Below are 25,991 nucleotides of genomic sequence, written 5' to 3' on the forward strand. Positions count from 1 at the left end.
CGTTTATGCGACAGGATTTTTTTTACTTAACAATTATTTCTTTTTTAGAATGTACTTTAACAACCGTGTAAGGATAGCTAATTACCTGGATCACCATAGCATCTTTAGCAGGAGCATTTTCTTTAACAGTAATAATAATATTTTTTTCTGTTTCTTCTACTTTTTCAACTCCTATTGAGTAGCCTCCACTGTTCTTTTCACCCATATTCAGAATCACATAATTAGAATTATTAATATCATCATGTTTCATCTTACTCTTTAAAAGCGGGTCATTCTGAAGCATTAAAATTTCATTTGGCTCACTCAAAATCTCAAAAAATTTGATATTTCCACCACCGTCAGATTGTTGTGTTAAAACTTCATACAATGCGACATTTGATTTTGATGTTTTTTTTGCTCCACAGGAAATCAAAACAAAAACTGCTAAAACCGAAATTACTTTTTTCATTTACCGTTTTTTTTTATGGGTTAAATCTATTCTTTATAATCGTCTATTGCTTTTTGATATAACGCTTCATATATAGGTAATATGTTTTTAATATCGAATTTTTTTGCAACCTCTAAAGCATTATTTTTAAACTCTTTCAAAACTGCATCATCTTTAAGAATTTTAATCGCATTGGAAGCCATTTGCTCAATATCTCCTACATCACTCAGGTATCCTGAAATACCATCAAAATTCACTTCCGGCAAACCACCTGAATTACTTGAAATCACCGGTACTCCGCATGCCATCGCTTCTAAAGCGGCCAAACCAAAACTTTCTGTTTCTGAAGGAAGCAAAAATAAGTCTGTCAAAAGTAAAATTTTATCAATCTCATTACTGTTTCCAAAGAAAATTACCTTATCATAGATTCCCAGCTTCTGACATAAAATTTCTGCCTTTTCTTTTTCAGGACCATCACCAACCATCATCAATTTAGCCGGCATTTCTTTCTGGATCTGATAGAAAATCTTAATAATATCCGGAATTCGTTTTACCTTTCTAAAGTTACTGATATGCGTAATAATACGCTCATTTTCCTTTGCCATAACATTACGATGACAAGGAGCAAGCGGGTCTTTTTTAACTTTATCTAATTCAATAAAGTTAGGAATCACCTTAATTTTATTTTTAATTTTAAACAATTTCAGCGTATCATCTTTCAAACTCTGCGAAACAGAAGTCACATAATCAGATTTATTGATACTGAAGGTCACTGCAGGTTTATAAAAAGGATGATTTCCAACCAGCGTAATATCCGTTCCGTGAAGCGTTGTAATCATTGGAAGATTAATCCCTTCGTTTTTTAGCATTTGCTTCGCCATATAACCCGCATAAGCATGTGGAATTGCATAATGAACATGAAGCAACTCTATTTTATAAAGTTTCACCATATCAACCAATTTGCTTGACAAAGCCAATTCATAAGGCTGATAATGAAAAAGAGGATACTCAGGAACGTTTACTTCGTGATAATGAACATTCGGATTTAAAAGTGCTAATCGTACCGGCTGGCTATACGTAATAAAATGTATTTCGTGTCCTCTTCGGGCTAATTCCAGACCTAACTCTGTGGCTACTACCCCACTACCACCAAATGTAGGATAACAAACTATTGCTATTTTCATGTATTAAATTTAATACTACGAAAATACTCAAAAATCACGTTTAAATAAGTATTTACAATGTTAGATTTTTTAGAAAACTTCAACTCCTTACTTCTTTTATCCTTATTAAAGTTAAAGGATAATAATCTATAAATTCAACTTAAAACCAAGAGTTTCTTATTTAGCTTAAGGAGCAAAAAATCAATTTTCAAAAAACCATTTGTCCCGCTGTCCGTTAAATCTTTTATGGTCTGGTTAAAAAACGAAACCATAAAAGGATAACACTCCCATCGGGGCTAGTTTAGAGGTTTCGTTTTTATAAGAAATAAAAATAAGATTACAATATTAATTAAAAAAACTAAATTCAAAATCTACCAAAGCTGTTGTCTAAAAAAATATAGCAACAACTATTAAAACCAACTGAAACAAAAGCAGCAGCCAGAAAACCAAAAATGAAGGTTCAATAGTTTCAGACACAAATCTTTTTATATTACCTGAAATAACTTCGGATAGTTTAAGATCTTTATTAGCGAAATCTACATTATCAAAACTGATTTTATTGAGTAAATAACTAATTACTTTTTTCTTGATCTTAGAACTTTCCTTATCATTTTTATTCGCTTCCAAAAGTTTCAATTTTAGCATTGTTTTATTCGAAATTGAATTAGTCCAATTATTAGAAGCTGTCAATTTATCTACAAGTAAGACAATTTTCCCTTCAATGTAACCTCCCATCTTGTTTTCCCAAATTTGATGAATAGCAGTCTGGATAGCTACTTTGTTTGCAAACATGAAATAGGCCAAAATAAACATTGGAGCGCCAATAAATAAAAGAAATCCACAGAAATTATGAGAAAATAGATTTATCAGGTATACATATATACTTCCGTGTCCGCCTCCAGCTCCACCATTGTCCTGAAATAGAATTATTAAAAAACATATTAATGTAAATAAAGTTCCAACCGATACAATTGTAAACCATCTGAAGGATGATTTTGCTGTAATTTTAGCAATAATCTTAATTTCTTCATTCATAAGTATTTATCTTTTTATTTTAGTATTTGTTTACAATAATACATTTTTAATAAGTAAAAACCTATTTTTATAAACAAAAAAGGCATGAAAAATGAATTTCATGCCTTTCGATAAATAGTATTATTTTTAAAAAAATCTGCTATGCCAGCTGTCGGCGGCAGGAACTTCCCAAGACTCATTAAACTCTTCAATATTATTTACTAAATTATTAAAAACTATCGTATTCTCAGATACCGATTTATCTTTAACCATTTTCTTGAAATCAATTAATGGTTTGTGGGCAATATGCTCTCCAAGTTTAAAAGTTACGTTCATTTTATCCAATAAATCAACATTATACTTTTTCTCTAAACCCTGAATAAACTCAACAGAACTATCAATTGAACAGCCTGTAGCAGCCTGCACATCCTGATTAACAGCCAATATTATAAATCTATTGTATTTAAGCAAAAAAGAAGCTTCAAGACTTGTTCCATGCGCGGCCCATTCTTCTACAAAAGCTTTTAAATCAGTTTCAATCTCAGAAAATTCTTCCTCAGAAAATTTTCTGTTCGATTGATAAATCCAAACTCTGGATTCACCTGGTAAATTTTCAAAAGGTATATACATTTTTAATTTTAGATTTTATTTTTTTGTTTCAAGTTTCAGGTTTCAAAACTTAGAAGCTTAGCCTCTTAATAGCTCAGAATCCTAACTAAAGATCTTGTGCATTCGCAATTAACTCAGCAATATCCATTACTTTAACCTGACCTTCTTTTTCTTTGTTTTTGATACCGTCCGTTAACATCGTATTGCAAAACGGACAACCTGCTGCAATAATATCGGGTTGGGTTTCAAGTGCATCTTCGGTTCTTTCAATATTTACCTCTTTATTTCCAGGTTCTGCATCTTTAAACATCTGTGCTCCCCCAGCCCCACAACACAAACCATTAGCTTTTGAACGTTTCATTTCAACTAATTCAGCGTCCAGTTTCTCAATTAAATTTCTTGGTGCTTCATAAATTTTATTAGCCCTTCCTAAATAACACGGATCATGAAAAGTAATTTTTTTGCCTTTAAACTGACCACCTTCCACAGTAAGTCTTCCTTCGTCAATTAATGACTTCAAAAACTCCGTATGGTGAATAACTTCATAATTACCTCCCAATTCAGGATATTCATTTTTTAAAGTATTAAAACAATGTGGACAGGCAGTAACTATTTTTTTTGCTTCATAAGCATTCAAAACCTCAATATTCATCATGGCCTGCATCTGAAATAAAAACTCATTTCCTGCTCTTTTTGCAGGATCTCCGGTACAGCTTTCTTCAGCACCCAATACAGCAAAAGAAACGTTTGTACGATTAAGAATTCGCACGAAAGCTTTTGTGATTTTTTTTGCCCTATCATCAAAACTTCCTGCACAACCAACCCAAAACAACACTTCCGGTTGTTTTCCTTCTGCTAACATCTCTGCCATTGTTGGTACTACTAAACTTTCTGACATCTTCTTATTTTGTTATATCGGTTAATCATTGAATTGCTTAAACGTTGATAACGAATTGACAACCCATTTGTAAAACCTAAATTATTTTAAAATCGGCAAACGGTTATAAACAAGCAACCATTTAAACAATAAATCCTAATTCTCGTTTTTCCAGTTCAATCGGTCTTGCTGGCTGTATTGCCAAGGTGCACCATTATTTTCAATATTTGTCATCATAGCGTTTAATGACATCGGGGCAGCACTTTGTTCCATTACCAAATAACGACGCATATCCATAATAATAGACAGCGGACTTATATTAACGGGACATTCTTCAACGCAGGCATTGCAAGACGTGCAAGCCCACAATTCTTCGGGAGTAATATAATCGTTTAATAATGTTTTATTATCCGGAACAAAAATACCTTTATTGCTATCTATATTTTTTCCTACTTCCTGCAAACGGTCTCTCGTATCCATCATAATCTTACGAGGAGATAATTTTTTTCCTGTTTGATTTGCAGGACAAGAAGATGTACAACGTCCACATTCTGTACACGTATAAGCATTTAATAATTGTACCCAGTTTAAATCCTGAACATCACTTGCACCAAATTTTGCAGGAACTGCATTTTCATCTACAGGAGCAGCAGCAAACGGATCGGCATTTGGATCCATCATTAATTTTACTTCTTTGGTAACCGACTCAAGATTATTAAATTTTCCTTTAGGATTTAAATCTGCAAAATAAGTATTTGGAAATGCTAAAAGAATATGAAGGTGTTTTGAGAAATACAAGTAGTTCATAAAAACCAAAATACCAACAATATGCAACCACCAAAAAACTTCAAATAACAAAACCACCAATTCATTTGACTTTCCGTTAAAAACAGGAGCTATGAATTGACTTACCGGAAAACTTCCTGCCTTATGAAAAACTCCTCCCGGAACATTTTGCAAATGCAAATCAGAGGCATTCATCAGTAAAAACAAAACCATAAGAACGGTTTCAAAATACAAAATATAATTAGCATCACTTTTAGGAAATCCGGTTAAATCAGAATGTATAAAACGTTTTAATCTAATCAGATTTCTTCTAATCCAGAAAACTGTTACTGCAAAAATTACAAGTATTGCTAATATTTCGAAAGAAGCTATTAAGATATCATAAACAAATCCCAGATAAGGTGCGAAAATTCTATGAGTTCCAAATAACCCGTCAATAATTATTTCAAGTAATTCGATATTAATAATTATGAACCCCACATAGACAACAATATGAAGTATTCCGGCTATAGGACGCTTAACCATTTTTGATTGTCCTAGTGCAATCAAAGCCATATTTGCCCAACGTGCTTTAGGATTATCTTTTCTGTCTAAATCAACTCCCAAATTGATATTTCGAATGATTTTTTTTACGTTTGAAGCAAAAAAAGCGAAACCAGCTATCAGCACTATAGCAAATAAAATATTATCTAGATAGCCCATTACTATTATTTTTTAGTTGTCGAATTTACATCTTCTGTCGGAGCTACATAAGGTTTATTTTTCTTTCCAAAAACAGAAACATTTACATAGCGTGTTGGATTAAGGCGCACATCCTGTAATAATAATTCTAATTCTTTTGAAGTTTTTGACAAATTAGTATACAGGGCATCATCATTAAGTAATTTTCCGGCAGTTCCTTTCCCCGAATTCAAATTACTCATAATACCGTCAACTTTTGCAAGTGTCTGATTTAGATTTCTAACCGTTTTACCTAAATCGGCCTTGTTTAAAGAATCAGAAATTTTATTAAAATTGCTTGACATTTTATTAAAATTTGTCACAACTCCGTTAATCTGCCCTTTATTAGTATCTAAAATAGAATTAAGGCTTCCTGAAGCTCTATGAAACTGCTCCATAGTCTGACTCAATTCTGACAATGATTTCTTTAAATCTTCCTGTCCTTTTTTATCCAAAACATTGTTTAGTCCGGAAACCAAAGTATTAATATTTGCAAGCATTAAATTTAATTGCTGCTGAATTGGCTCAATTTTACCACCTAAGGACTCTGTTAATCCTAATTCTATAGCAGCCTCCAGAGTTTGCCCATCTACCGCAAGGTTTTTATCTTCCAGATTTGGTATAATTTTAATTTGTTTTCCTCCAATTAAGCTTGGGGAATATAATGCTGCTTTACTGGTTTTAGAAATTGGAAAATCAGTTTTTAACTGAAGCTCTACTAATAACTTACCTGTTGTTTCATTGATTGTAATTTTACTTACTTTACCAATCCCAAGTCCGTTTAAAGTTACTGGAGCTGACTGTGGCAAATCTTCTACATTATCATATTCAACATATAAAGTCTGATAATTAGTAAAAAGGTCTTTCCCTTTTAAAAAACTATACCCCCAAATAAATAATAAAATTGATGCGATGACTAAAATAGCCGTTTTGATTTCTCTTGTTAGTTTCAAAATTGTAAGTGTTTGTACAAAAATAATATAAATATTCGAACTTACCAGTATTATTTGATGGCGTCCTGAATGTTGATTTTTTCACCATTTTTAGTCGCTACTAAAAAAGAAGCACCATATCCTTTACTTTTAGCTTCTTGCAAATATTTTTTAGCGCTTTCGTAATCTGAAGTCTCCTGATAAAAATATTTATAAATATTATTTTCATAGATCATCGTTACATTTTTTAACCCCTTGAAGTTTTTAGGCTCTAAAGGTGTCTTTTTTATACTGGCAATAAGCTGTACCTTAAAAAAAGTTCCTTTTACAGTATCCTTAACTGTTTTTGGAGTATTTTGAACGGTTTTAGGCTTTGCAGGGATAGAAGTGTCTCTTGCAGGCTTTATGTCGTTTATTTCTGGGGCGCCTGTTCCAAAGTATTCTCTTTTATAACTTAAAATAGCCTGAGCAATTGCCTGAGCTATATCATCCTGTCCTGCTTCTGAATTTAAAATATCTCCTTCAGTAGGATTAGAAACAAATCCTGTTTCTACTAAAACCCTTGGCATGTAAGCCTTATGAAGTACCATAAAAGGAGCTTGTTTTACTCCTTCTCCTCTAATTTTTTTTCCAAGTTTTGCAAAATTATCTTCAATTTTACTAGCTAAGGAAATACTGTTATCCAAATATTCTTCCTGCATCAACATCATTGCCGTCATTGACTCAGGCGAATTGGGATCAAATCCTTCATACTTACGTTTATAATCTTTTTCGAGTGTAATAACCGAGTTTTCTTTTTTCGCTGCTTCAAGATTCGAAGAAACTTTACTCAAACCCATTACATATGTTTCTGTTCCGTCTGCAGCTGTATTTTTATTGGCGTTGCAGTGTATCGAAACAAAAATATTGGAGTTGGCTCTGTTAGCAATATTGGCCCTTTCTACCAAATCAATAAAAACATCCGTTTTTCGGGTATATATAACATGAACATTTGGATTAAGTTCTAAAATCTTTCCTACTTTCAAAACAATAGCCAAAGCAATATTTTTTTCAATACGACCACTATAAACAGCACCAAAATCATGATCTCCATGTCCTGCATCAAGTGTTACTTTAAAAACATTTGACTGAGAGTAAACAGAAAAACACGTTATGGTCAGAAAAAAAATAAATATTAGTTTAGTTTTGTTAAAAATGTTCATAAATCTAAAAGTTAATTTTAATAAAATGCAAAGCTATAATTTTTACAATTGATTATTTTTGCCAAAAATTATATGTAAGTTTGACATGTCAAAAAACAAGCCATACTTTTACAAAAATAGCATTTAAACCTTTGCATACAAACTTATTTAATATCGTTTTAATATCATTTTTCCTAACTATAGGATGTGGTAATTTATATTCTCAGGAAATAAAACCAAAAAAAACTCCGTTACCGACTGCAAGACAATCTGATAAATCAAAAAAAGCTTCTACAGATACTACAAAAACTATAACGGATACAATTAAAATTGACAGCATTAAGCCTAAAAAAGCTTTTCTCGAGGGACTACTTAAACATAATGCCAAAGGTTACGAAAAGATAGATAAAAAAAAGAATACCCTGACTCTTTATGATGAAGCCGAATTGTATTATAAAGATATTGAATTAAAATCCGGAATCATTATTCTTGATTATAAAAATGATGAAGTATACGCCGGAAGGATAAAAGATTCTGCAGGGGTTTTGGTACAATATCCGAATTTTAAACAAGGGGCTAATGAAGTCCAACCGGATTCAATTCGCTTTAATTTCAAAACAAAAAAGGCTTTAATTTATAATTCCAGAACAGAACAGGGAGAATTTAAAATTAAAGCAGAAATCACCAAAAAGGAGAATGACTCGGTTTACTATTTAAAAGGAGCTCGTTTTACTACATCGACTGACGTTGACAACCCCGAATATTATTTCAGAACGAGCAAAGTAAAATTTGTTCCCGGAAAAAAAGTAATTACCGGATTAACAAACATGGTTATTGCAGATGTTCCTACTCCAATTGCATTGCCATACGCCTATTTCCCAATGAGCGAAGAAAAAAGCATTTCGGGTATTATTGTTCCCAGTTATAACGACTCAAACACCAGAGGGTTTTCATTACAAAACGGAGGTTATTATTTTGCTTTAAGTGACAATTATGATTTAACTGTTTTAGGAGATTACTATACCAATGGCAGTTATGCTATGCGTTTTGAATCCTCATATGCAAAAAGATACAAGTATAGAGGGAATGTTAATTTTAGATTTGAGAATTTAATATCAAGCGAAAGAGGCTATCCTGATTATTCTAAACAAAATATTTACAATATTCAGTGGTCACACTCAAAAGATTCCAAATCGAATCCTAATTCGAGTTTTTCTGCTTCTGTGAATATGGGTAGTAGTAAATATTTCAAACAATCCATTAATCAGGCTAATATTGGTTCCAGTTTAAACAACACACTTAGTTCTTCCATTTCGTGGAATAAAACATTCAATACTATCCCACAAGCCAGAATAGCCTTAACTGCAACGCATTCTCAAAATACACAAACCGAAGAAATAAATATGACTTTACCTTCGTTACAGGCAAGTGTTGATCGTATTTATCCATTTGTTGGAAAAGACGGTGTCAAAAAAGGTCTAATTAAAAATATTAACCTACAATACAATCTGAGTGGTAAAAACAGTTTTGTAACTACTGATTCTTTATTTTTTAAACCTCAAATGTTTGATAATGCCAAAATCGGAATGCAACACAGCATCCCAATTAGCACCAACTTTAAAATATTTAAATATTTTAGTGCTAGTGCATCAACAAATTATCAGGAGACCTGGGTAACAAAAACAATTAACAGATCTTTTGATAGCGACTTAAATACTGTTGTTGATAAAACAGTTAATGGTTTTGATGCCTTTAGAACGTATAACTTTAGTTCAAGTTTAGGAACCACTATCTATGGTACTTTCAAATTTGGGGACACAAAGAAAATACAAGCCATACGACATGTAATGCGCCCATCATTCTCCTACTCCTACACACCTAGTTTTGAAAGATATTATGACACATACGCCATAGATGCAACCGGAGCCACTTATAAAGATTACACCCGATTTGAAAACGGAGTTTACGGGCAACCAGGAAAATCAAATTCTAATATAATCGGTTTTGATTTAAGCAATACTTTTGAAGCAAAAGTAACAGATAAGGACAGCACTAAAACAGAGCCTAAGAAAGTGATGCTGTTAAATAATTTAAATTTCAGCACCAGTTATAATTTTAATGCTGACGGAAAAACAACATTCGCACTTGAGCCTGTTCGGGTTAGTGGAGGAACGCAATTGTTTGACAATAAAATGAATGTCAATTTTGCCGCAACATTAAACCCTTATGCCATTGATAATTCCGGACAGCAAATTAATGTATTCAACATCAATAATGGAGGAAGCTTGTTTAGAATGACAAGTGCCAATATGACACTGAATTATTCTTTTTCAAACAAAAACGACAAAAAGGATGAAAACAAACAAAGTGAGCGAAACGGAGGTCGTAGTGATGATTTATTTGGAACAAACACCGACCTTAATGACACCAGGAAAAGTCAATTTACCGAAGAAGATTCTGAGAATGTAATAACAGAATTCTTCAATTCAAAACTTCCCTGGGATATGACTATGGCTTATTCATTGACTTATACAAATACAAAAAGAGAAAATAAGATTTCGGGTAATTCTTTAATGATTTCTGCAAATATGGATATTACCCCTAAATGGAAAGGCGGAATCTCAACCGGTTATGATTTTGTACAAAAAGGCGTTACTTTTACACAACTGCGTTTTGAAAGAGATTTATTAAGCTGGAGAATGTCTTTTAACTGGACACCTCTTGGTACGTATTCTAACTGGAATTTCTTTATTGGAATAAAATCAGGAATGCTTAGTGATATTAAATGGAACAAACGAAGCGCTTCTAACAGATAATCAAAATACAATTTTAATCTTTTTGTGATATGAAAAAAATAATCTTCACCGAAAAAGCACCAGCACCAATAGGACCTTATAATCAGGCTGTTTTATCAGGAAACACATTGTATGCTTCCGGACAAATAGCCATAAACCCGTCTACAGGAGAACTTGTTACAGAAAACATAAACGATGAAACACATCAGGTTATGCAAAATATTTCTGCCATTCTTGAAGCCGCAAATATGACATTTGAGAATATTGTAAAGGCTTCTATTTTTATTATGGATATGAATAATTTTGCAGCAATAAATACTGTTTACGGATCTTATTTTAATGAAAAAACCGCTCCAGCACGTGAAACGGTTCAAGTGGCTTGTTTGCCAAAAAATGTAAATGTTGAGATTTCTATAATCGCTGTGCAATAGCTTCTAATAATAATTGTGCCGTTGCTTCGTTGGTTGCCAATGGCACATTATGCACATCACAAACTCTTATTAACATATTTATATCTGCTTCGTGCGGGTGACTCGACAAAGGGTCTTTAAAAAAGAAAACCATTTGAGTTAATCCTTCAGCTACTCTTCCGGCAATCTGAGCATCTCCGCCCAAAGGTCCTGAGAGCATTCGCCTTGTTTTAAAACCTGCTGCTTCAGCTTTGCCTCCTGTTGTACCAGTACCAATTAAACTTACATTCTCATTTTGCAGAATCTCTGTATTTTTAATTAAAAAATTAATCAAGTCTGCTTTTTTACCATCATGTGCAATAATTGCAATTTCCATTCTAAATTATTATTTATTAGCAACGTGATAAGCTATGAGACCGTCAATTGGACGTCTCAAAACATTACCTAATTTAAGTTCATACTTATCAAATATTTCCTGTAATTCGTCTTTTAAATAAAAAGCTATAGAACCAACAAAATGAACAGGAACTTCCTGGCAATTATCATATTGTTTAATATAGTTTTTAACAAAAGATTTCATCCCTTTGAAAATTATTTTTCTACAAAACTCAGACTCTTTATGCTGAATCAAAAACTTGGCAAAAGTTGCTAAATAAGCATTTGGGTTTGGCTCTTTATATAATTTATTTTTAATAAAATCAGGATCCAAATCGTATTCTTTTTCAAACTCAACTGCCAGTTCTTTAGGCATTTTATTGAAATAATATTTTCTGATCAATTCTTTTCCAAAAACATTTCCACTACAGTCATCCATTGCAATATAGCCTAATGACTGCACTTTTTGATGCAATATTTTCCCATCAAAATAACTACAATTAGAACCAGTACCCAAAATACTAACAATTGCCTCTTCTCCTTTTGGTGTAGTTGCATAAACTGCTGCATAGGTATCCTCATGAACCTCTACAATTGCATTTTCAAAATACGCTCTAAACACCTCTTTTAATGCAGTTTGCATTCTTTCAGTTCCGCAACCTGCACCGTAAAAGAACAAATGTGTAGCTTCTTTTCGATTTTGAGAAATATCAAAACGATCATTTACTCTTTCAATAATTTCAGGACCATCAAGAATTTCCGGGTTCAATCCTAAAGTTTGCGTAGTAAACAATACTTTACCATTATCATCAATCGCTATCCAATCAGCCTTAGTAGAACCGCTATCAACTATTAATTTCATTTTAGTTTAGTTTTTTTTAGTTAGTTTAACTTCAATTAAAAGTGTATTTTTTACATTAATTAAAGACATAACAAAATAAGAAAATCCCGTTACTTTGAAATAACGGGATTTTATCATTTAATAAAATATTATTTTAAACCTGCGATATGCACAGATAAATCAATCAATTTACTAGAGTATCCGTACTCATTATCGTACCATGATACCAATTTGAAGAAAGTTGAATTTAAACCAATTCCTGCAGTCGCATCAATGATTGAAGTTCTTTTATCAGAAATGAAATCCTGAGAAACAACTGCATCTTCAGTATATCCTAAGATACCTTTTAATTCATTTTCAGAAGCTTTTTTCAAAACTGCCATAATTTCTTCATATGAAGTTTCTTTAGCAACTTTTACAGTTAAATCTACTGTAGAAACGTCAGCAGTAGGTACACGGAAAGCCATACCTGTTAATTTTCCGTTTAATTCAGGAATAACTTTTCCAACCGCTTTTGCAGCACCTGTTGAAGAAGGAATGATATTGATTGCAGCTGCACGTCCACCTCTCCAATCTTTTCTTGAAGGTCCGTCAGATGTCATTTGAGTTGAAGTAGTTGCGTGAACTGTAGTCATTAAAGCTTCAACAATTCCGAAATTATCATTAATTACTTTAGCTAAAGGAGCTAAACAGTTTGTAGTACAAGAAGCATTAGAAACAATTAAGTCAGAAGCTTTTGCCGTTTCGTGGTTCACACCCATTACAAACATTGGAGCATCTGCAGAAGGAGCAGAAATGATTACTTTTTTAGCACCACCTTTAATGTGCTCATTTGCAGTTTCGATAGTTGTGAAAATACCAGTACATTCAGCAACTACATCAACATCAACTTCATTCCATTTTAAGTCCGCTGGATTTCTTTCTGCAGTGATACGGATGTTTCTTCCGTTTACATAAAGTTTTCCTTCTTTAACTTCTACAGTTCCGTCGAAACGACCGTGAACTGAATCATATTTTAATAAGTAAGCTAAGTGATCTACATCTAATAAATCATTGATTGCAACTACTTCTACATTATCTCTGTTGAAAGATTCTCTGAAAACGATTCTTCCAATACGTCCAAATCCGTTTATTCCTAATTTTACTTTTGACATTTTACTCGATTTTGTTTTTGTTTTTATTTAACTATTAAAAGTTTAATTTTCTCACTATAAACTTCGTTTCTTTTTATGTTGACATTATATCTGACACTCTTAATAATTCTCTGTCAATTTCAGACTTTCCTTTAATCGCCTGTTCCAACGGAGTCAGAGCTACTTTATCCTGCTGTAAACCAACCATGTAATTTGATTTACCATCTATTAATGACTCTACTGCTTTTACTCCTAAACGACTTGCTAAAACACGGTCGAAACATGAAGGAGAACCTCCACGCTGCATGTGTCCCAAAACAGATACACGCACGTCATATTCAGGTAAATTAGCTTCAACATAGTCTTTTAATTCGAATACATTTTTACCAATTTTATCACCCTCAGCGATTACTACTATACTTGATGATTTTCCTGAAGCTTTACTTTTTTGAAGAGAATCTAAAAGTCTTTCAAGACCTAAATCTTCCTCAGGGATAAGAATTTCTTCTGCACCTGCACCGATACCGGCATTAAGAGCAATGTGACCTGCATCTCTACCCATAACTTCCACAAAAAACAATCGGTTATGTGAACTTGCAGTATCTCTAATTTTATCGATACAATCTACAACTGTATTTAAGGCAGTATCGTAACCTAAAGTATGACTTGTTCCAAAAATATCATTATCAATTGTACCCGGAATACCCATAACAGGAAAACCGTATTCAGAATTAAAAATTAACCCCCCGGTAAAACTTCCGTCTCCACCTATAACTACCAAAGCATCAACCCCGGCTTTTACAAGATTGTCGTGTGCTTTTTTTCTTCCTTCAGGTGTCCTGAATTCAATTGAACGTGCCGATTTTAAAATCGTTCCACCTTTGTTTACAATATTATTTACACTTCGAGGCCCCATTTCTTTGAAGTCTCCTTCAATCATTCCCTGATAACCTCTATAAATTCCCAAACATTCTATATTATGATAGGCGCATGTTCGAACAACTGATCGTATTGCGGCATTCATTCCTGGTGAGTCTCCTCCTGAAGTAAGAACACCTACTTTTTTTATTGTTTTTGGCATTATTTAAGTATTAAAGTGTAAAATTAGCAAACATTCACCACTTTTCAGTAGATGATTATTATAAATTGGTATAAATTACCAAATTCAAACGTTTTCGGTTAATAAGTTTTTATATCCCAAAAAATTCATTTAAAATAATAAAAGTATCCTTTTTTAATTAAAAATGTAAAATTAACAATCCAGAAATGAAGTGTTACAAAATTTTGTATTTTATAATGATTTAGAAAAGATGTTTAAAATATTATACCACAACCTTTTGACGAATAAAAATATGTGCTGATTTTAGATTCGAAACCCATTTCTGTTAAAAGTCTTCCACTCATGATGACAACTTTTTATTAAGAATGTTTTATACTCGAATTACATTTCAGATCTGTCTTTTCATCAAATCAAATGTAATCAATTTCCCAATGGGTTAAATTTATAATGATATTTTTAAAAGTCATTGTCTGGTATTAGTCCCTGATTGTTGTTATTTTGTTGTTGTTCTTGTTTCTTTTCTTCTTTTTTATCGGACTTCTTTTTATCCTTTTCAGCTTCTTTTTTAGAGTTTACAAAATTAATATAATCTGGGTTTAAATTAGAATCCTGCAAGTCATTGGAATTTTTACCAGTTTTTTCTAATTTATATTTTTTGAAAATTTTATTGACTAACTCGCTAAAAGTATCAAAATCTACTTCGTAACTAATACCAACACCTTGTGTGTAACCAATTCCCTGACCTACATAACTAATATCATTTTCCTTATTAAATAAACGCAGGTTTGCAGTTCCATCTTCATTAATCCTGTATTGTACTTCAATATCACCTACAATTGCCGATTCATTTACACCTCCTACCGGCACTCCAAGTTTTCCGTTAATAGCAATACGTTCATTAATTTGCGACGTTACAGTTGCTACAACCCGTCCATCAGCCTCTTGACCAATACGTCTGTCTGCAGAAACATAATTAAACCCAACATTGATTTTATCATTATCTGACTTAATTATTCCTCCCAATAAGCTCATAGCTGTTTCAGACAATGTTCCTGACAAATCTCCCTGACTGAAACCATCTGTACTCATGAAAGAACCAGTGGATAATAGATATAATGCCTGAGTCTGACGAATGTCTTTGTCATCCAGTTTATATTGTATTTCTGATTTTAAAACATTACTTACAGAAGGAAACTGAATATCAAAATTTGGTTCCGGACTAGTTAAATCTCCTCTTAAGCCTATAACAACCTCTACCGTAACCTTTTTATTAAATGAAGAATTCTCTAATAAAACAGCAGGATTTGCTATAGTTGTATATACAGCTTCTAAATTTAATTGTGCTTTCATAGGGTTACCTTCCCAAATAATTGAACCTCCTTTTCTAACAGCGAATTTTTTATCTATTAATCCGCCATATTTAAAATTATAGGTTCCTTCATAAGCCTGAAAATCTCCCCACATATTAAACTTACCAAGGGTATTGATTTTAAACAGCAGCGATCCATATCCTTTACCTTTCATACCATGTCCGGAATCCCTGTCTAAAATTACCTCTATTTCTGCATCGGGGGTAATATCAAAATCAAATTCTAATTCCAGGCCATTATAGTTTTTTGTTTTCTCTACAATACCATTAGCTAAATTATATTTTTCCTTGGGCGTTACAAAGTGGATAAAACTTTTTTCTTCAACACTTTGTACATTACTTATGGGTATTTTTATCTGTGTATCTTTACCAGATTTCGCATCAACTTTAATAAACAAGGCTTCTGTTGGCCCTTTGATACTTGCAGTTCCATTAATAAAAGCCGTTCCAAAATAAGCAGCATCTTCACTGTCTTTTGTATCTAATGCCAATAATCGTTTTGAAGTTATGGTTAAATCTAATTTCCAGTCTCCAAAATTCTTATGTTCAATACTTCCGTTTAACAATCCTTTTGTTCCAAACTTGGTATCCGTTAACTGATTGTTTCTAAATAAGAATTTTTCATCTGTTAAATCCACTACAGTACGATTGTTTAGTTCATAATCTGTATTAAGATAAGTAACAGTCATACCTGCTTTTTCAACATAAAGTCTTCCATTAATTTCCGGTTTTTTAAGATTACCGGCAATTGCAGCATTTCCTGAAACAGTTCCTCTTATATTGGACAAAACATTTCCTCCGATTGTTCCCAGAGTAGCCAAATTAAAACCATCGAGTTTTAATTTTAAATCTAACATGGTTTCTTTATTCTGAATAGCAAAACTGCCTTCTGCTTTAAAAGATTCAGTAAAATTATTTTCAATAGATGAATTTATTGTAAACTTTTTAAACGCTTCATCTCCCGAAATGTCAAACTTTAAAGTTCCTAAATCTATTTTATTTAAATTTAAATGATCAATTTCAATAGAAGCTGTAGGCTGGTAGACATTTTTATTCTGCTTATAATTTATATTTCCATTCAAATTACCATTTACAACAAATTTATTATTTAAAGGAGTAATTTTATTGATATCAACATCTTCAAAATTTAAAACAACGTCCTTATAATCAGATCCTTTTATAACTCCATTCAAATCAATTTTTTGATTTTCATGTGATAATATGATATTATCAATAGTAAAGTTTTTAAAGTTTTTATCGAAAACTACCTGATTGTTATCTTCTTCATCTTCATTTAAATACCATAAGTAGTCTTTAAATTTCATTTCAGATTTATGAATTCCAACTATATTATTTTTATTTTTATCTATAGTATGATATAAGTTCAAATTATAATAATCCTCTCCTTTGTTTCCTCCTTTAAACTCAGAACGAACAAACAGTGTATCTTTAGAAGTTACATTAATCAGGCTGAAATCACGAACTTTATAGTAAGGTGTCTTTATACTATCCAATTCGACAAAAGCATTATACAATGGGTTTTTATTATCAATATTGATTCGGACATTATCAAATGTATTTTTTGAAGCCGTTATTTGTTGTGAATTAAATCTAAACTTAAATTCCTGTTTATCAGAATCTATCTTGCCGCGCAAAACTGTACTTGAATCAATTTTAATATCCGGATACAGCATTTCTACTACTTTATTGTAAACATGAAAATTGAAACGCAAAAACTGCCCTTTTTTGACTTTATGAGGTTTATAATTTGTATAAAGACTTCCAACAGAATTCATTACCAATTTATCTAACTGATCAAACTGAAATTTACCTACTATTTTCCCGTTTACAACATCTGTGGAATTGACGGTTATAGTACGTAATTTATCCGAATCAAAACTTGAGTTCACAGTTACTTCATCAAAAACATACGTTGATTTCGGATTTTGATAGACAGCATCTTTTATATATATATTTCCCTGTAAATTTTGAATAGAATTACCAGTTACCTGAACAATAGCATCTCCAGTAAATGTGGAAATTGAATCCTTAACCAGTTTCAGTTTTCTTAAATCCGAATTTTCTACATTAATATGAAAGTCGTATTTGTTTTCGCGTTTACTCAAATCAACCAGACCATCAAATGTCAGGTTCAAATTAGGGTCATTAATAGCTACCTGCCCTTTATAATAAGGCAATTTAAAATTACCATTTACTACAATATTATTATAAGTATATTTATTGTAGTCAAGTTTGGCAATATCTCCTTTTATAATCGTGTTTAGATATTTCTTAGAAAAGCCAACTCCGTCAACATCTAAATTTAAGGTCGTTTTACCAATATCTTTTCTATTTAATAAGGCACCCACATTGAAATTATCCAAAATAACATTTCCTGAATAGGACGCTTTATCAATAAAATCAATATTATTCATATTTAATTGAATCTGACCGTTCCCTAAATCAGTTGCCATTTTAAATTTGGATTCTAAATCTGTTGTCGATACTTTTACTGTACCCACAATATTGAATTTACCAATTCTTTGCAGTTCCTTTGGAAGTTTTTTTCCTAAAACATCTGGCAGCAAAACAACTAAATTATCATAACTCGAAATCAGTTTATCAAACTTACCATTCATAGAAAACTTTTGAGTTTTGTTTCCTAAAAGATTTCTGAAATTAATATTACCTGTTATTCTTGAGCCATTTGTATCTCTTAATCTCAATCCTTTTAAATTAAGATTATTTAAGGGCCCTTCTATTTTAGTTTTAATTTTAAAGTGCTGATTTTTCCCTAATCCATTATAAAAATAACGTATATCGTTTGAAGCTAAAGAAGCTGAATCTAATGCCACATCAAACCTTACTTTATCAGTGAATTCTAAAAAATCTTTAACTTTATAATTTAAAATCGCCTTACCGTAAATATTGGATCTTTTGGTTGTTATCGCTAAATTTTCGAGTTTAATTTGTTTTTTGGAATAACTAAACTTTGAACTCAGATTTGTTACATAAAGACCTCTGTGATCTAAAAAAGAAAATCTATGAATATTGGTGTTTATTTCAGAACCATATATTTTAAATTCACTGATATAAGTATTCAGTTTTTTAAAGTCAATAATCTTTGGCGTTTTTTTATTCTCATCAATTGCAGAAAATGCTCCCTGAGAAATATAGGCATTCCTGGCCGTTAACAAAAAGTGTTTTTTGGATTTAGTTGGTTTTCCTGATTCAAATAATCTTATAAAAACATTGATATTATTTTCATCTTCATTTTTATACGTTTTCAAATTAAAAATCAAACCTGTTAAGCGAACATCTCCAAAAATCAAATCACCATCAATCAATCGGGTTACACTTAAAATATCGGTGGTAATAATATCCGAATAAATTAAAGTTTTTTTATGATGGTCAAGAATCAATACTTTTTTAAGTTTAACACCTCCAAAAACATTTATAGCCACTTTATCGATACTGATATTCGTTTTAAAATCGGTATTGAGTGTTTCAGCAATGTAATGTGCAATTTTGGTTTGCACCACAGGTAAAGACAAAGTAATAGCAGATACCAGTATAAGCAAAACTAGCCCCATTAGGGTTCTGGATACTATTTTCTTTACTTTTTTGATAGCTGCTTTTATTTTAGTTTTCTTTTAAATTTATTTTGAACAGACAAAGTACGACTGTTTTTGATAAAAATTCTTTAATTTTGGCTCCTCCTTTACAATCAAAGCAAATTAAAAATTTGATTTGTCAAATATAATTCAAAATTTATGCCTTTATATGCAAAATTCAGAGGTTTTTATTCTTGCCATCGAAAGTTCCTGCGATGATACTGCCGCCGCGGTTTTACATAACGACAAAGTACTCTCAAATGTTGTAGCGAATCAGTTAATTCACAACCAATATGGCGGTGTAGTTCCGGAGCTGGCTTCCAGAGCACATCAACAGAATATTGTGCCTGTAATTGATGCTGCATTACGTAAAGCAAATGTACAAAAAGAGCAATTAACAGCCATTGCTTTTACCCAAGGTCCTGGTTTAATGGGCTCATTACTCGTTGGAAGTTCTTTTAGTAAGTCATTATCACTGGCATTAAAAATTCCGTTGATTGCTGTAAATCATATGCACGCACACATTTTAGCCCACTTTATAGATGAAGAGGGCTTTGACAAACCTGAATTTCCTTTTTTAGCTCTAACCATTAGCGGAGGACATACACAAATTGTAAAAGTTAACGGTTTTTTTGACATGGAAATCATTGGTGAGACTACTGATGATGCTGTTGGAGAAGCTTTTGATAAAAGTGCCAAAATACTTGGACTTCCCTACCCTGGAGGACCTTTGATCGATAAATATGCAAAAGAAGGTAACCCGAAAGCATTTGCATTTACAAAACCAAAAGTACCGGGATTAGATTTTAGTTTCTCGGGATTAAAAACCGCTATTTTATATTTTATCCAAAAGAAAAAAATAGAAAATCCGAATTTCATTGAAGAAAACATGAATGATATTTGCGCCTCTATTCAACATACTATTATAGAAATTTTAATGGATAAATTAAAATTAGCTGTAAAAGAAACAGGGATCAGGCAAATTGCTATTGGCGGAGGTGTTTCGGCAAATTCAGGAATCAGAACCAGATTAAAGGAAAGTGAAGGTAAATACGGCTGGAAAACCTTTGTTCCGAAATTTGAATATACAACAGATAATGCTGCAATGATAGGAATTGTTGGTTATCAGAAATATTTATCAGGGCGTTTTGAAACTTCAGCAGTTGTTTCAAAAGCACGAATTCAATTTTAATTATGCAATTATTTTACAATCCGAATATCGACGAAACGACTGAAACTTTTTCTTTTGATAAAGAAGAAAGCCGTCATATTATAAAGGTTTTACGAAAAAAAGATTCCGATATTCTACACGTTACAAATGGTTTGGGATTATTATTTGAAACCGAAATAACGCTTGCCTCAGATAATAAATGCATTGTGGAAGTGCTTTCTATAAAAAAATCTCCGAAACCAAGATTCCGTTTACACTTAGCCGTAGCGCCAACCAAAATGAATGATCGTTTTGAATGGTTTTTAGAAAAAGCAACCGAGATTGGTATACAGGAAATCACACCCGTTTTTTGCGATCGATCTGAGAGAAAAGTGGTTAATAAAGAGCGTTTTGAAAAGATTATTTTATCAGCAATGAAACAATCTAATGAAACTTTTTTACCAAAACTAAACGAAGCCATTTCATTTAAGGAATTTATTAAACAAAAAAATGAAGGCCTGCAATTAATTGCTCATTGTGAAGAGACTGCTAAAAAATCATTGAAAGAAGTCTTGAAACCAAATGAAAATGTTACCTTATTAATTGGACCCGAAGGAGACTTTTCGGAAAAAGAAATTATACTGGCTCTTGAAAATAATTTCCAGCCTGTGACTTTAGGAAACACTCGTTTACGTACTGAAACTGCCGCCGTGGTTGCTTGTCATAGTGTTGTATTTTTTAATGAGAATATTAATTAAATCGTCAACTTGTCATTTCGACGAAGGAGAAATCACACTAGAAACTCCGCATTTATAATCTTCAATCTTTGTCGAATATTGAATGTGATTTCTCCTTCTTCGAAATGACAAAAAATATAAATAGTTATGAAAAAAATATTTTTCTTGTTTCTATTCGCTTCCATCTCTTCATTTTCACAAGAAATTGCTTTGCTTAAATACAGCGGTGGCGGTGATTGGTATGCAAATCCTACTTCGTTGCCAAACTTAATACGGTTTTGCAATTCGAACATTCAAACGCAGATAAAAGCAAAACCATCAACTGTTGAACCAGGCAGTCCGGATTTACTTTCGTATCCTTTTGTGCACATGACCGGACATGGAAATGTTGTTTTCAGCGATTCTGACATCAGTAATCTCAGGAATTATTTAAATGGTGGCGGTTTTCTTCACATTGATGATAATTACGGAATGGATCAATATATTCGAAAAGAAATCAAAAAAATATTCCCTAACAATAATCTGATTGAAATTCCTGCCAGTCATCCTATTTTTCAAAAACCCTTCCCTTTTCCGAACGGGTTACCAAAAATTCACGAGCATGATGCAAAAAGACCTCAGGCCTTTGGCATTTTTGTAGAAAACAAACTGGTTTTACTTTATACTTACGAATGTGATCTTGGTGACGGTTGGGAAGATCCGGAAGTAAATAATGATCCGGCAGAAGTACGTCAAAAGGCATTAAAAATGGGGGCCAACATTATCAACTATATTTTTACCAATTAATTTCCAAACAGTGCAGCTTACTCACAAAGAAAATCAATTTGAAAGAAAAACATTTCCAATAACCCTTGTTTGTGATCACATCTATTTTCAGCAAAATATTGGTTCTCTTTTTAGGATCAGTGAAGCTTTTGGTGTCGAAAATATCATCTTTTTAGGAAAAGATATTCCATTAACTCCCAGAAAAATAAACAAGACTTCAAGAAGCACTCATCTCCACGTGCCCCATATTGTTATTGAAGAAACAGCTGAATTAGTTGACTATTTAATCGAAAATAATTTTGAAATTATTGCGTTAGAAATTACGAGTAACAGTAAACCCCTAAAAGAAGTCATAATTCCTGAAAACAAAAAGATAGCACTCTTGATAGGAAGTGAAATTGAGGGAATCTCTGATAAGCTTTTAGAAATTTCAAATCAAATCGTTCACATTAATATGTTTGGAAAAAACAGCAGTATGAATGTTGTTCAGGCTGTAAGTATAATTTTGTACGAATTAACTTCCAAATAAAAAATTTAACTTTTTATAAGAACTAGACTACATAAGGGTTCGTAAATTTCTGGTTAATAATTTGTTATAAAAATTTGGTAGTTTACAATATTTGTTATAAAATTGAGTCAATATTTAACCTAAAAGTAATTTTATAACAAAAACCCCTTTATCATGAAAAAAATTTTTTTTTCCGCAATTACAGCTCTTATGCTGTTTTCTTGCCAAAATGAACAAACAGAATCATCAGATTCAAGTTCAAATTTAAATTCAAGTGTTGCTACCAGACGTGGATGCGCGTCCCAACAAGTTTTAGACGCACAGTTAAAAGCGGATCCAATGCTGGCTATCAGAATGAATGAAATTGAATCATTTACAAACAAAAGCATCCTGACAAACCGTTTAGTAAATGGTAAAATCGAAATTCCTGTTGTAGTGAATGTTTTATACAGAACCGCTGCGCAGAATATTTCAACAGCACAAATTCAATCCCAAATTGATGTTTTAAACAAGGATTTTAATGCCTTAAATTCAGATTACAACAATGTTCCTGCGCTTTTTTCTGGTGTAAAAGCAAATGTTGGAATTACATTTGTTTTAGATCAGGTGATTAGAAAATCGACTACCAAAACCCAATGGGGAACAAACGATGCTATGAAAAAAACTGCTCAGGGCGGATTGGCTCCAACTTCGCCAACAACCAAACTTAATTTATGGTCATGTGTTATTGGTGATGATATTTTGGGATATGCGCAATTTCCGGGTGGACCATCATCAACTGATGGTGTTGTGATTGATTACAGATATTTTGGATTATCAGGTGCTGCCAATGCTCCTTTTAATTTAGGAAGAACTGGAACTCACGAAGTAGGTCACTGGATGAATTTACGTCATATTTGGGGAGATGCAACTTGTGGAAGTGATTTGGTATCAGATACTCCTGTTCATAACGAAGAAAACTATGGTGTTCCGGCTTACCCGCATTACAGTACATGTCCTGGAACTCCTGTAGAAATGACAATGAATTACATGGATTATACTAATGACAATGCCATGTATATGTTCTCAACAGGCCAAAAAAACAGAATGGCTGCTATATTTGTTTCCGGAGGGCCAAGAGCTTCTTTTGGAATCTAAAAAAGCATACATCATAAAACATCAAAGCGAGATATAACAATCTCGCTTTTTTTGTTTGCAGCAAATAATCTAAAAAGCTTTTCCTATATTTATGGTCAAAATTCAAAACATGATAACATCAAAGATTATTTCAAATGGAATCTTAAGAGCTTTAACAACTATTTTGATTATTGGAGCTGTCTTATATTTTTTGTATGAAATACAAACCGTAATTGTATATCTGTGCATCTCACTTATATTATGTTTGATCGCAAATCCTATGGTTCAGTTTTTAAAAACCAAATTAAAGTTTGGCAATTCCCTAGCTGCTACAACTGCTATCCTTTTTTTTATTTTAATGATGGTTGGTTTTATCTTTTTGTTTGTTCCGTTAATCATTTCACAAGCCAACAATTTAGCATTGTTAGACTCCAATCAGCTGCAATCACAATTTATTGAAACTGAAAGAAGCATAGAAACCTATTTTAATATCAAACATGTAGATATAAATCAAATGCTTAAAGAATCAAAAATAACATCAATGTTTAATTTTAGTTATTTTACGCGGTTTATAAACTCTATCTTAGGATTTGTTGCCGATATGGGAATGGGATTAGTTTCGGTATTTTTTATTACTTTTTTCTTTGTAAAGGATCAGGATGATTTTAAAGCAAAGGCCAGAAAAATTTTGCCTGATAATAATGAAGATAAAATTATAAACTCAATTACAAAAATAAATCACTTTTTAACACGCTATTTTATTGGGTTATTATTACAATTAACAGTTGTGTTTATTTTGTATTTGATTGTATTAATCATTTTTGGAAATAAAAACGCCTTTGTAATTGCCTTTTTATGTGCTATTTTAAATATCATTCCGTACATAGGACCAATTATCGGAACAATATTAGCCGGAATTCTAACCTTGATTAGTTTGATTGGTGCTGATTTTCAATCTGAAATTTTACCAACAACTATTTATGTCATCATAGGATTCCTGATCGTCCAGGCTATTGATAACAATATTAGTCAGCCTATAATTTCTTCAAAAAGTGTAAATTCGCATCCGCTGGAAATATTTCTGATTACGATAATCAGCGGAATTACTTTTGGAATTGTAGGAATGATTATCGCCATTCCGGTTTTTACAATGGTAAAAGTAATTTTGAAGGAATTTTTTCCTGATAACAAAATTGTGACCGTATTAACAGAAAGAATTTAGCATTGAACTATTCGATTTTAAACAAAAACATTCAGGAATTTATATCTAAAAATAGTGGTGCATCCATTTCAAAATTAGCACTTCAGAAAAATCCTTTTCCAGAGGTTGACTGGATTTTAATTTTGAATCAAATTGAAGCCAAAACAAAAGCTAAGGAAAAATTACCCACATGGTTTTCTACAGAAAACATAATTTATCCGGGTAAAGTTTCTGTAGAACAAACTTCTTCAGAGAAAACTGCTTCTTATAAAGCTTCATTAATTTCAGGAAATACGCTGATAGATCTTACAGGTGGTTTTGGCGTTGATGATTATTATTTTTCTAAACAATTTAAAGTCGTTACACATTGCGAAATCAACGAAGATTTATCAGCAATTGTAAAACATAATTTCACGCAACTAGGTATAAAAAATTGTTTTTGCTACGCCAACGATTCTGCAAATATCTTAAATGAGTCTGAACCAGACTTTAAATGGGATTGGATTTATATAGATCCTTCCCGTAGAAATGATGCTAAAGGTAAAGTGTTTATGCTAAAAGACTGCTTGCCAAATGTTCCGGAATCATTGGATTTTTATTTTGAAAAAACAGATTCAATATTAATTAAAACAGCTCCTTTATTAGATATTTCAGCAGGTTTATCAGAATTAAAATTCGTAAAAAACATCCATATTATTGCTTTGGAAAACGAAGTAAAAGAATTGCTTTTTGAAATTCATAATCATTATACTGGCGAAGTAACCATAAAAACTGCTAATATTTTAAAAGCAAACATTGAAACTTTTGAGTTTGTTTTGGACAAATTAGAATATGCATCATATCATTTACCACAAAAATTTCTGTACGAACCCAATTCGGCAATTATGAAATCGGGAGGTTTTGATGAAGTTAGTGCTTCCTTCCAAATAAATAAACTTCATAAACATTCTCATTTATACACTTCTGATGAAATAATTGCTTTTCCAGGACGGAGTTTTGAAATTGAAAAAGTGTTATCATACAACAAAAATGACATGAAATCGGAACTTTTAAATCAGCAGGCAAATATTACTACACGGAATTTTCCTGAAACAGTAGAAAGCATTCGAAAAAAGTGGAAAATAAAAAATGGAGGAAATTCATATTGTTTTTTTACAACTGATAAAAATAATAGCAAAATAGTTTTAATTTGCAGAAAAATAACTTAA

Annotated in this window: 22 protein-coding genes; 9 read left to right on the top strand and 13 right to left on the bottom strand. The window is 32.0% G+C overall.

Annotation, left to right across the window (positions count from 1 at the left end; all coding sequences use genetic code 11):
- Window positions 1-22: 22 nt before the first annotated feature.
- The 8 genes from FLACHUCJ7_RS13385 to FLACHUCJ7_RS13420 form a co-directional block, all read right to left on the bottom strand.
- Complete coding sequence (locus FLACHUCJ7_RS13385) at window positions 23-448, bottom strand: protease complex subunit PrcB family protein (RefSeq protein ID WP_180909220.1); 426 nt, start codon at window positions 446-448, stop codon at window positions 23-25.
- Window positions 449-474: 26 nt separating this feature from the next.
- A complete protein-coding gene (gene bshA, locus FLACHUCJ7_RS13390) occupies window positions 475-1,611 on the bottom strand; it encodes an N-acetyl-alpha-D-glucosaminyl L-malate synthase BshA (protein WP_031457473.1) in 1,137 nt (378 codons plus the stop codon).
- Window positions 1,612-1,977: 366 nt separating this feature from the next.
- Complete coding sequence (locus tag FLACHUCJ7_RS13395; RefSeq protein ID WP_078228828.1) at window positions 1,978-2,625, bottom strand: hypothetical protein; 648 nt, start codon at window positions 2,623-2,625, stop codon at window positions 1,978-1,980.
- Between the two features lie 126 nt (window positions 2,626-2,751).
- Window positions 2,752-3,234 carry a hypothetical protein gene (locus tag FLACHUCJ7_RS13400; protein WP_031455874.1) on the bottom strand — a complete coding sequence of 161 codons (483 nt, stop codon included), beginning with the start codon at window positions 3,232-3,234 and terminating at the stop codon, window positions 2,752-2,754.
- 85 nt (window positions 3,235-3,319) lie between these two features.
- Window positions 3,320-4,111 carry a (Fe-S)-binding protein gene (locus FLACHUCJ7_RS13405; RefSeq protein WP_180909221.1) on the bottom strand — a complete coding sequence of 264 codons (792 nt, stop codon included), beginning with the start codon at window positions 4,109-4,111 and terminating at the stop codon, window positions 3,320-3,322.
- Between the two features lie 135 nt (window positions 4,112-4,246).
- A complete protein-coding gene (locus FLACHUCJ7_RS13410; RefSeq protein ID WP_180909222.1) occupies window positions 4,247-5,578 on the bottom strand; it encodes a (Fe-S)-binding protein in 1,332 nt (443 codons plus the stop codon).
- Window positions 5,579-5,583: 5 nt separating this feature from the next.
- On the bottom strand, window positions 5,584-6,549 hold the full coding sequence (locus tag FLACHUCJ7_RS13415) for an MlaD family protein (protein WP_078228832.1): 966 nt from the start codon (window positions 6,547-6,549) through the stop codon (window positions 5,584-5,586).
- 50 nt (window positions 6,550-6,599) lie between these two features.
- Window positions 6,600-7,730, bottom strand: a complete 1,131-nt coding sequence (locus FLACHUCJ7_RS13420) for an N-acetylmuramoyl-L-alanine amidase family protein (protein WP_078228833.1) — start codon at window positions 7,728-7,730, stop codon at window positions 6,600-6,602.
- Window positions 7,731-7,810: 80 nt separating this feature from the next.
- Between FLACHUCJ7_RS13420 and FLACHUCJ7_RS13425 the strand changes: the two genes are divergently transcribed.
- Both FLACHUCJ7_RS13425 and FLACHUCJ7_RS13430 read left to right on the top strand, forming a co-directional pair.
- Entirely contained in the window at window positions 7,811-10,525 is a 2,715-nt protein-coding gene (locus FLACHUCJ7_RS13425; protein WP_180909223.1) for a putative LPS assembly protein LptD, read from the top strand.
- 29 nt (window positions 10,526-10,554) lie between these two features.
- Window positions 10,555-10,935, top strand: a complete 381-nt coding sequence (locus FLACHUCJ7_RS13430) for a RidA family protein (protein ID WP_031455868.1) — start codon at window positions 10,555-10,557, stop codon at window positions 10,933-10,935.
- Here the strand turns inward: FLACHUCJ7_RS13430 and FLACHUCJ7_RS13435 are convergent.
- The 5 genes from FLACHUCJ7_RS13435 to FLACHUCJ7_RS13455 all read right to left on the bottom strand — a co-directional run bounded on the left by FLACHUCJ7_RS13435 (window position 10,916) and on the right by FLACHUCJ7_RS13455 (window position 19,285).
- Window positions 10,916-11,290, bottom strand: a complete 375-nt coding sequence (locus FLACHUCJ7_RS13435; RefSeq protein ID WP_031455867.1) for a methylglyoxal synthase — start codon at window positions 11,288-11,290, stop codon at window positions 10,916-10,918. The two genes, FLACHUCJ7_RS13430 and FLACHUCJ7_RS13435, sit on opposite strands and share 20 nt — an antisense overlap.
- Before the next feature lie 9 nt (window positions 11,291-11,299).
- Window positions 11,300-12,151 (bottom strand): N-acetylglucosamine kinase, encoded by an 852-nt coding sequence (locus tag FLACHUCJ7_RS13440; RefSeq protein ID WP_031455866.1) that lies wholly within the window; start codon window positions 12,149-12,151, stop codon window positions 11,300-11,302.
- Between the two features lie 128 nt (window positions 12,152-12,279).
- Window positions 12,280-13,284, bottom strand: a complete 1,005-nt coding sequence (gene gap / locus FLACHUCJ7_RS13445) for a type I glyceraldehyde-3-phosphate dehydrogenase (RefSeq protein ID WP_031455865.1) — start codon at window positions 13,282-13,284, stop codon at window positions 12,280-12,282.
- Between the two features lie 73 nt (window positions 13,285-13,357).
- Window positions 13,358-14,344, bottom strand: a complete 987-nt coding sequence (gene pfkA / locus FLACHUCJ7_RS13450) for a 6-phosphofructokinase (RefSeq protein ID WP_031455864.1) — start codon at window positions 14,342-14,344, stop codon at window positions 13,358-13,360.
- 435 nt (window positions 14,345-14,779) lie between these two features.
- Complete coding sequence (locus FLACHUCJ7_RS13455) at window positions 14,780-19,285, bottom strand: translocation/assembly module TamB domain-containing protein (protein ID WP_230408827.1); 4,506 nt, start codon at window positions 19,283-19,285, stop codon at window positions 14,780-14,782.
- Between the two features lie 190 nt (window positions 19,286-19,475).
- Between FLACHUCJ7_RS13455 and tsaD the strand changes: the two genes are divergently transcribed.
- The 7 genes from tsaD to FLACHUCJ7_RS13490 all read left to right on the top strand — a co-directional run bounded on the left by tsaD (window position 19,476) and on the right by FLACHUCJ7_RS13490 (window position 25,991).
- Window positions 19,476-20,498, top strand: a complete 1,023-nt coding sequence (gene tsaD / locus FLACHUCJ7_RS13460; RefSeq protein ID WP_078226708.1) for a tRNA (adenosine(37)-N6)-threonylcarbamoyltransferase complex transferase subunit TsaD — start codon at window positions 19,476-19,478, stop codon at window positions 20,496-20,498.
- A 2-nt stretch (window positions 20,499-20,500) separates the two neighbouring features.
- Window positions 20,501-21,214, top strand: coding sequence for a 16S rRNA (uracil(1498)-N(3))-methyltransferase (locus tag FLACHUCJ7_RS13465; RefSeq protein WP_180909224.1), 714 nt, complete (start codon window positions 20,501-20,503; stop codon window positions 21,212-21,214).
- Between the two features lie 126 nt (window positions 21,215-21,340).
- Window positions 21,341-21,979, top strand: coding sequence for a DUF4159 domain-containing protein (locus FLACHUCJ7_RS13470; protein WP_180909225.1), 639 nt, complete (start codon window positions 21,341-21,343; stop codon window positions 21,977-21,979).
- 10 nt (window positions 21,980-21,989) lie between these two features.
- Window positions 21,990-22,487, top strand: coding sequence for a TrmH family RNA methyltransferase (locus tag FLACHUCJ7_RS13475; protein WP_180909226.1), 498 nt, complete (start codon window positions 21,990-21,992; stop codon window positions 22,485-22,487).
- Window positions 22,488-22,640: 153 nt separating this feature from the next.
- On the top strand, window positions 22,641-23,603 hold the full coding sequence (locus FLACHUCJ7_RS13480; RefSeq protein WP_180909227.1) for a zinc metalloprotease: 963 nt from the start codon (window positions 22,641-22,643) through the stop codon (window positions 23,601-23,603).
- Between the two features lie 109 nt (window positions 23,604-23,712).
- Window positions 23,713-24,804: an AI-2E family transporter gene (locus FLACHUCJ7_RS13485; protein ID WP_180909228.1), complete on the top strand. Its 1,092-nt coding sequence runs from the start codon at window positions 23,713-23,715 to the stop codon at window positions 24,802-24,804.
- 2 nt (window positions 24,805-24,806) lie between these two features.
- A complete protein-coding gene (locus FLACHUCJ7_RS13490; protein ID WP_180909229.1) occupies window positions 24,807-25,991 on the top strand; it encodes a THUMP-like domain-containing protein in 1,185 nt (394 codons plus the stop codon).

This window comes from Flavobacterium salmonis, assembly GCF_903819435.1.
Lineage (GTDB): Bacteria > Bacteroidota > Bacteroidia > Flavobacteriales > Flavobacteriaceae > Flavobacterium > Flavobacterium chungangense.

Coding starts and splice junctions, on each gene's coding strand:
- pfkA (WP_031455864.1), bottom strand. CDS start 14,344: ATGCCAAAAACAATAAAAAAAGTAGGTGTTCTTACTTCAGGAGGAGAC.
- tsaD (WP_078226708.1), top strand. CDS start 19,476: ATGCAAAATTCAGAGGTTTTTATTCTTGCCATCGAAAGTTCCTGCGAT.
- FLACHUCJ7_RS13480 (WP_180909227.1), top strand. CDS start 22,641: ATGAAAAAAATTTTTTTTTCCGCAATTACAGCTCTTATGCTGTTTTCT.
- FLACHUCJ7_RS13465 (WP_180909224.1), top strand. CDS start 20,501: ATGCAATTATTTTACAATCCGAATATCGACGAAACGACTGAAACTTTT.
- FLACHUCJ7_RS13485 (WP_180909228.1), top strand. CDS start 23,713: ATGATAACATCAAAGATTATTTCAAATGGAATCTTAAGAGCTTTAACA.
- FLACHUCJ7_RS13405 (WP_180909221.1), bottom strand. CDS start 4,111: ATGTCAGAAAGTTTAGTAGTACCAACAATGGCAGAGATGTTAGCAGAA.
- FLACHUCJ7_RS13435 (WP_031455867.1), bottom strand. CDS start 11,290: ATGGAAATTGCAATTATTGCACATGATGGTAAAAAAGCAGACTTGATT.
- bshA (WP_031457473.1), bottom strand. CDS start 1,611: ATGAAAATAGCAATAGTTTGTTATCCTACATTTGGTGGTAGTGGGGTA.
- FLACHUCJ7_RS13400 (WP_031455874.1), bottom strand. CDS start 3,234: ATGTATATACCTTTTGAAAATTTACCAGGTGAATCCAGAGTTTGGATT.
- FLACHUCJ7_RS13440 (WP_031455866.1), bottom strand. CDS start 12,151: ATGAAATTAATAGTTGATAGCGGTTCTACTAAGGCTGATTGGATAGCG.
- FLACHUCJ7_RS13395 (WP_078228828.1), bottom strand. CDS start 2,625: ATGAATGAAGAAATTAAGATTATTGCTAAAATTACAGCAAAATCATCC.
- FLACHUCJ7_RS13430 (WP_031455868.1), top strand. CDS start 10,555: ATGAAAAAAATAATCTTCACCGAAAAAGCACCAGCACCAATAGGACCT.
- FLACHUCJ7_RS13410 (WP_180909222.1), bottom strand. CDS start 5,578: ATGGGCTATCTAGATAATATTTTATTTGCTATAGTGCTGATAGCTGGT.
- FLACHUCJ7_RS13455 (WP_230408827.1), bottom strand. CDS start 19,285: ATGGGGCTAGTTTTGCTTATACTGGTATCTGCTATTACTTTGTCTTTA.
- gap (WP_031455865.1), bottom strand. CDS start 13,284: ATGTCAAAAGTAAAATTAGGAATAAACGGATTTGGACGTATTGGAAGA.
- FLACHUCJ7_RS13420 (WP_078228833.1), bottom strand. CDS start 7,730: ATGAACATTTTTAACAAAACTAAACTAATATTTATTTTTTTTCTGACC.
- FLACHUCJ7_RS13470 (WP_180909225.1), top strand. CDS start 21,341: ATGAAAAAAATATTTTTCTTGTTTCTATTCGCTTCCATCTCTTCATTT.
- FLACHUCJ7_RS13385 (WP_180909220.1), bottom strand. CDS start 448: ATGAAAAAAGTAATTTCGGTTTTAGCAGTTTTTGTTTTGATTTCCTGT.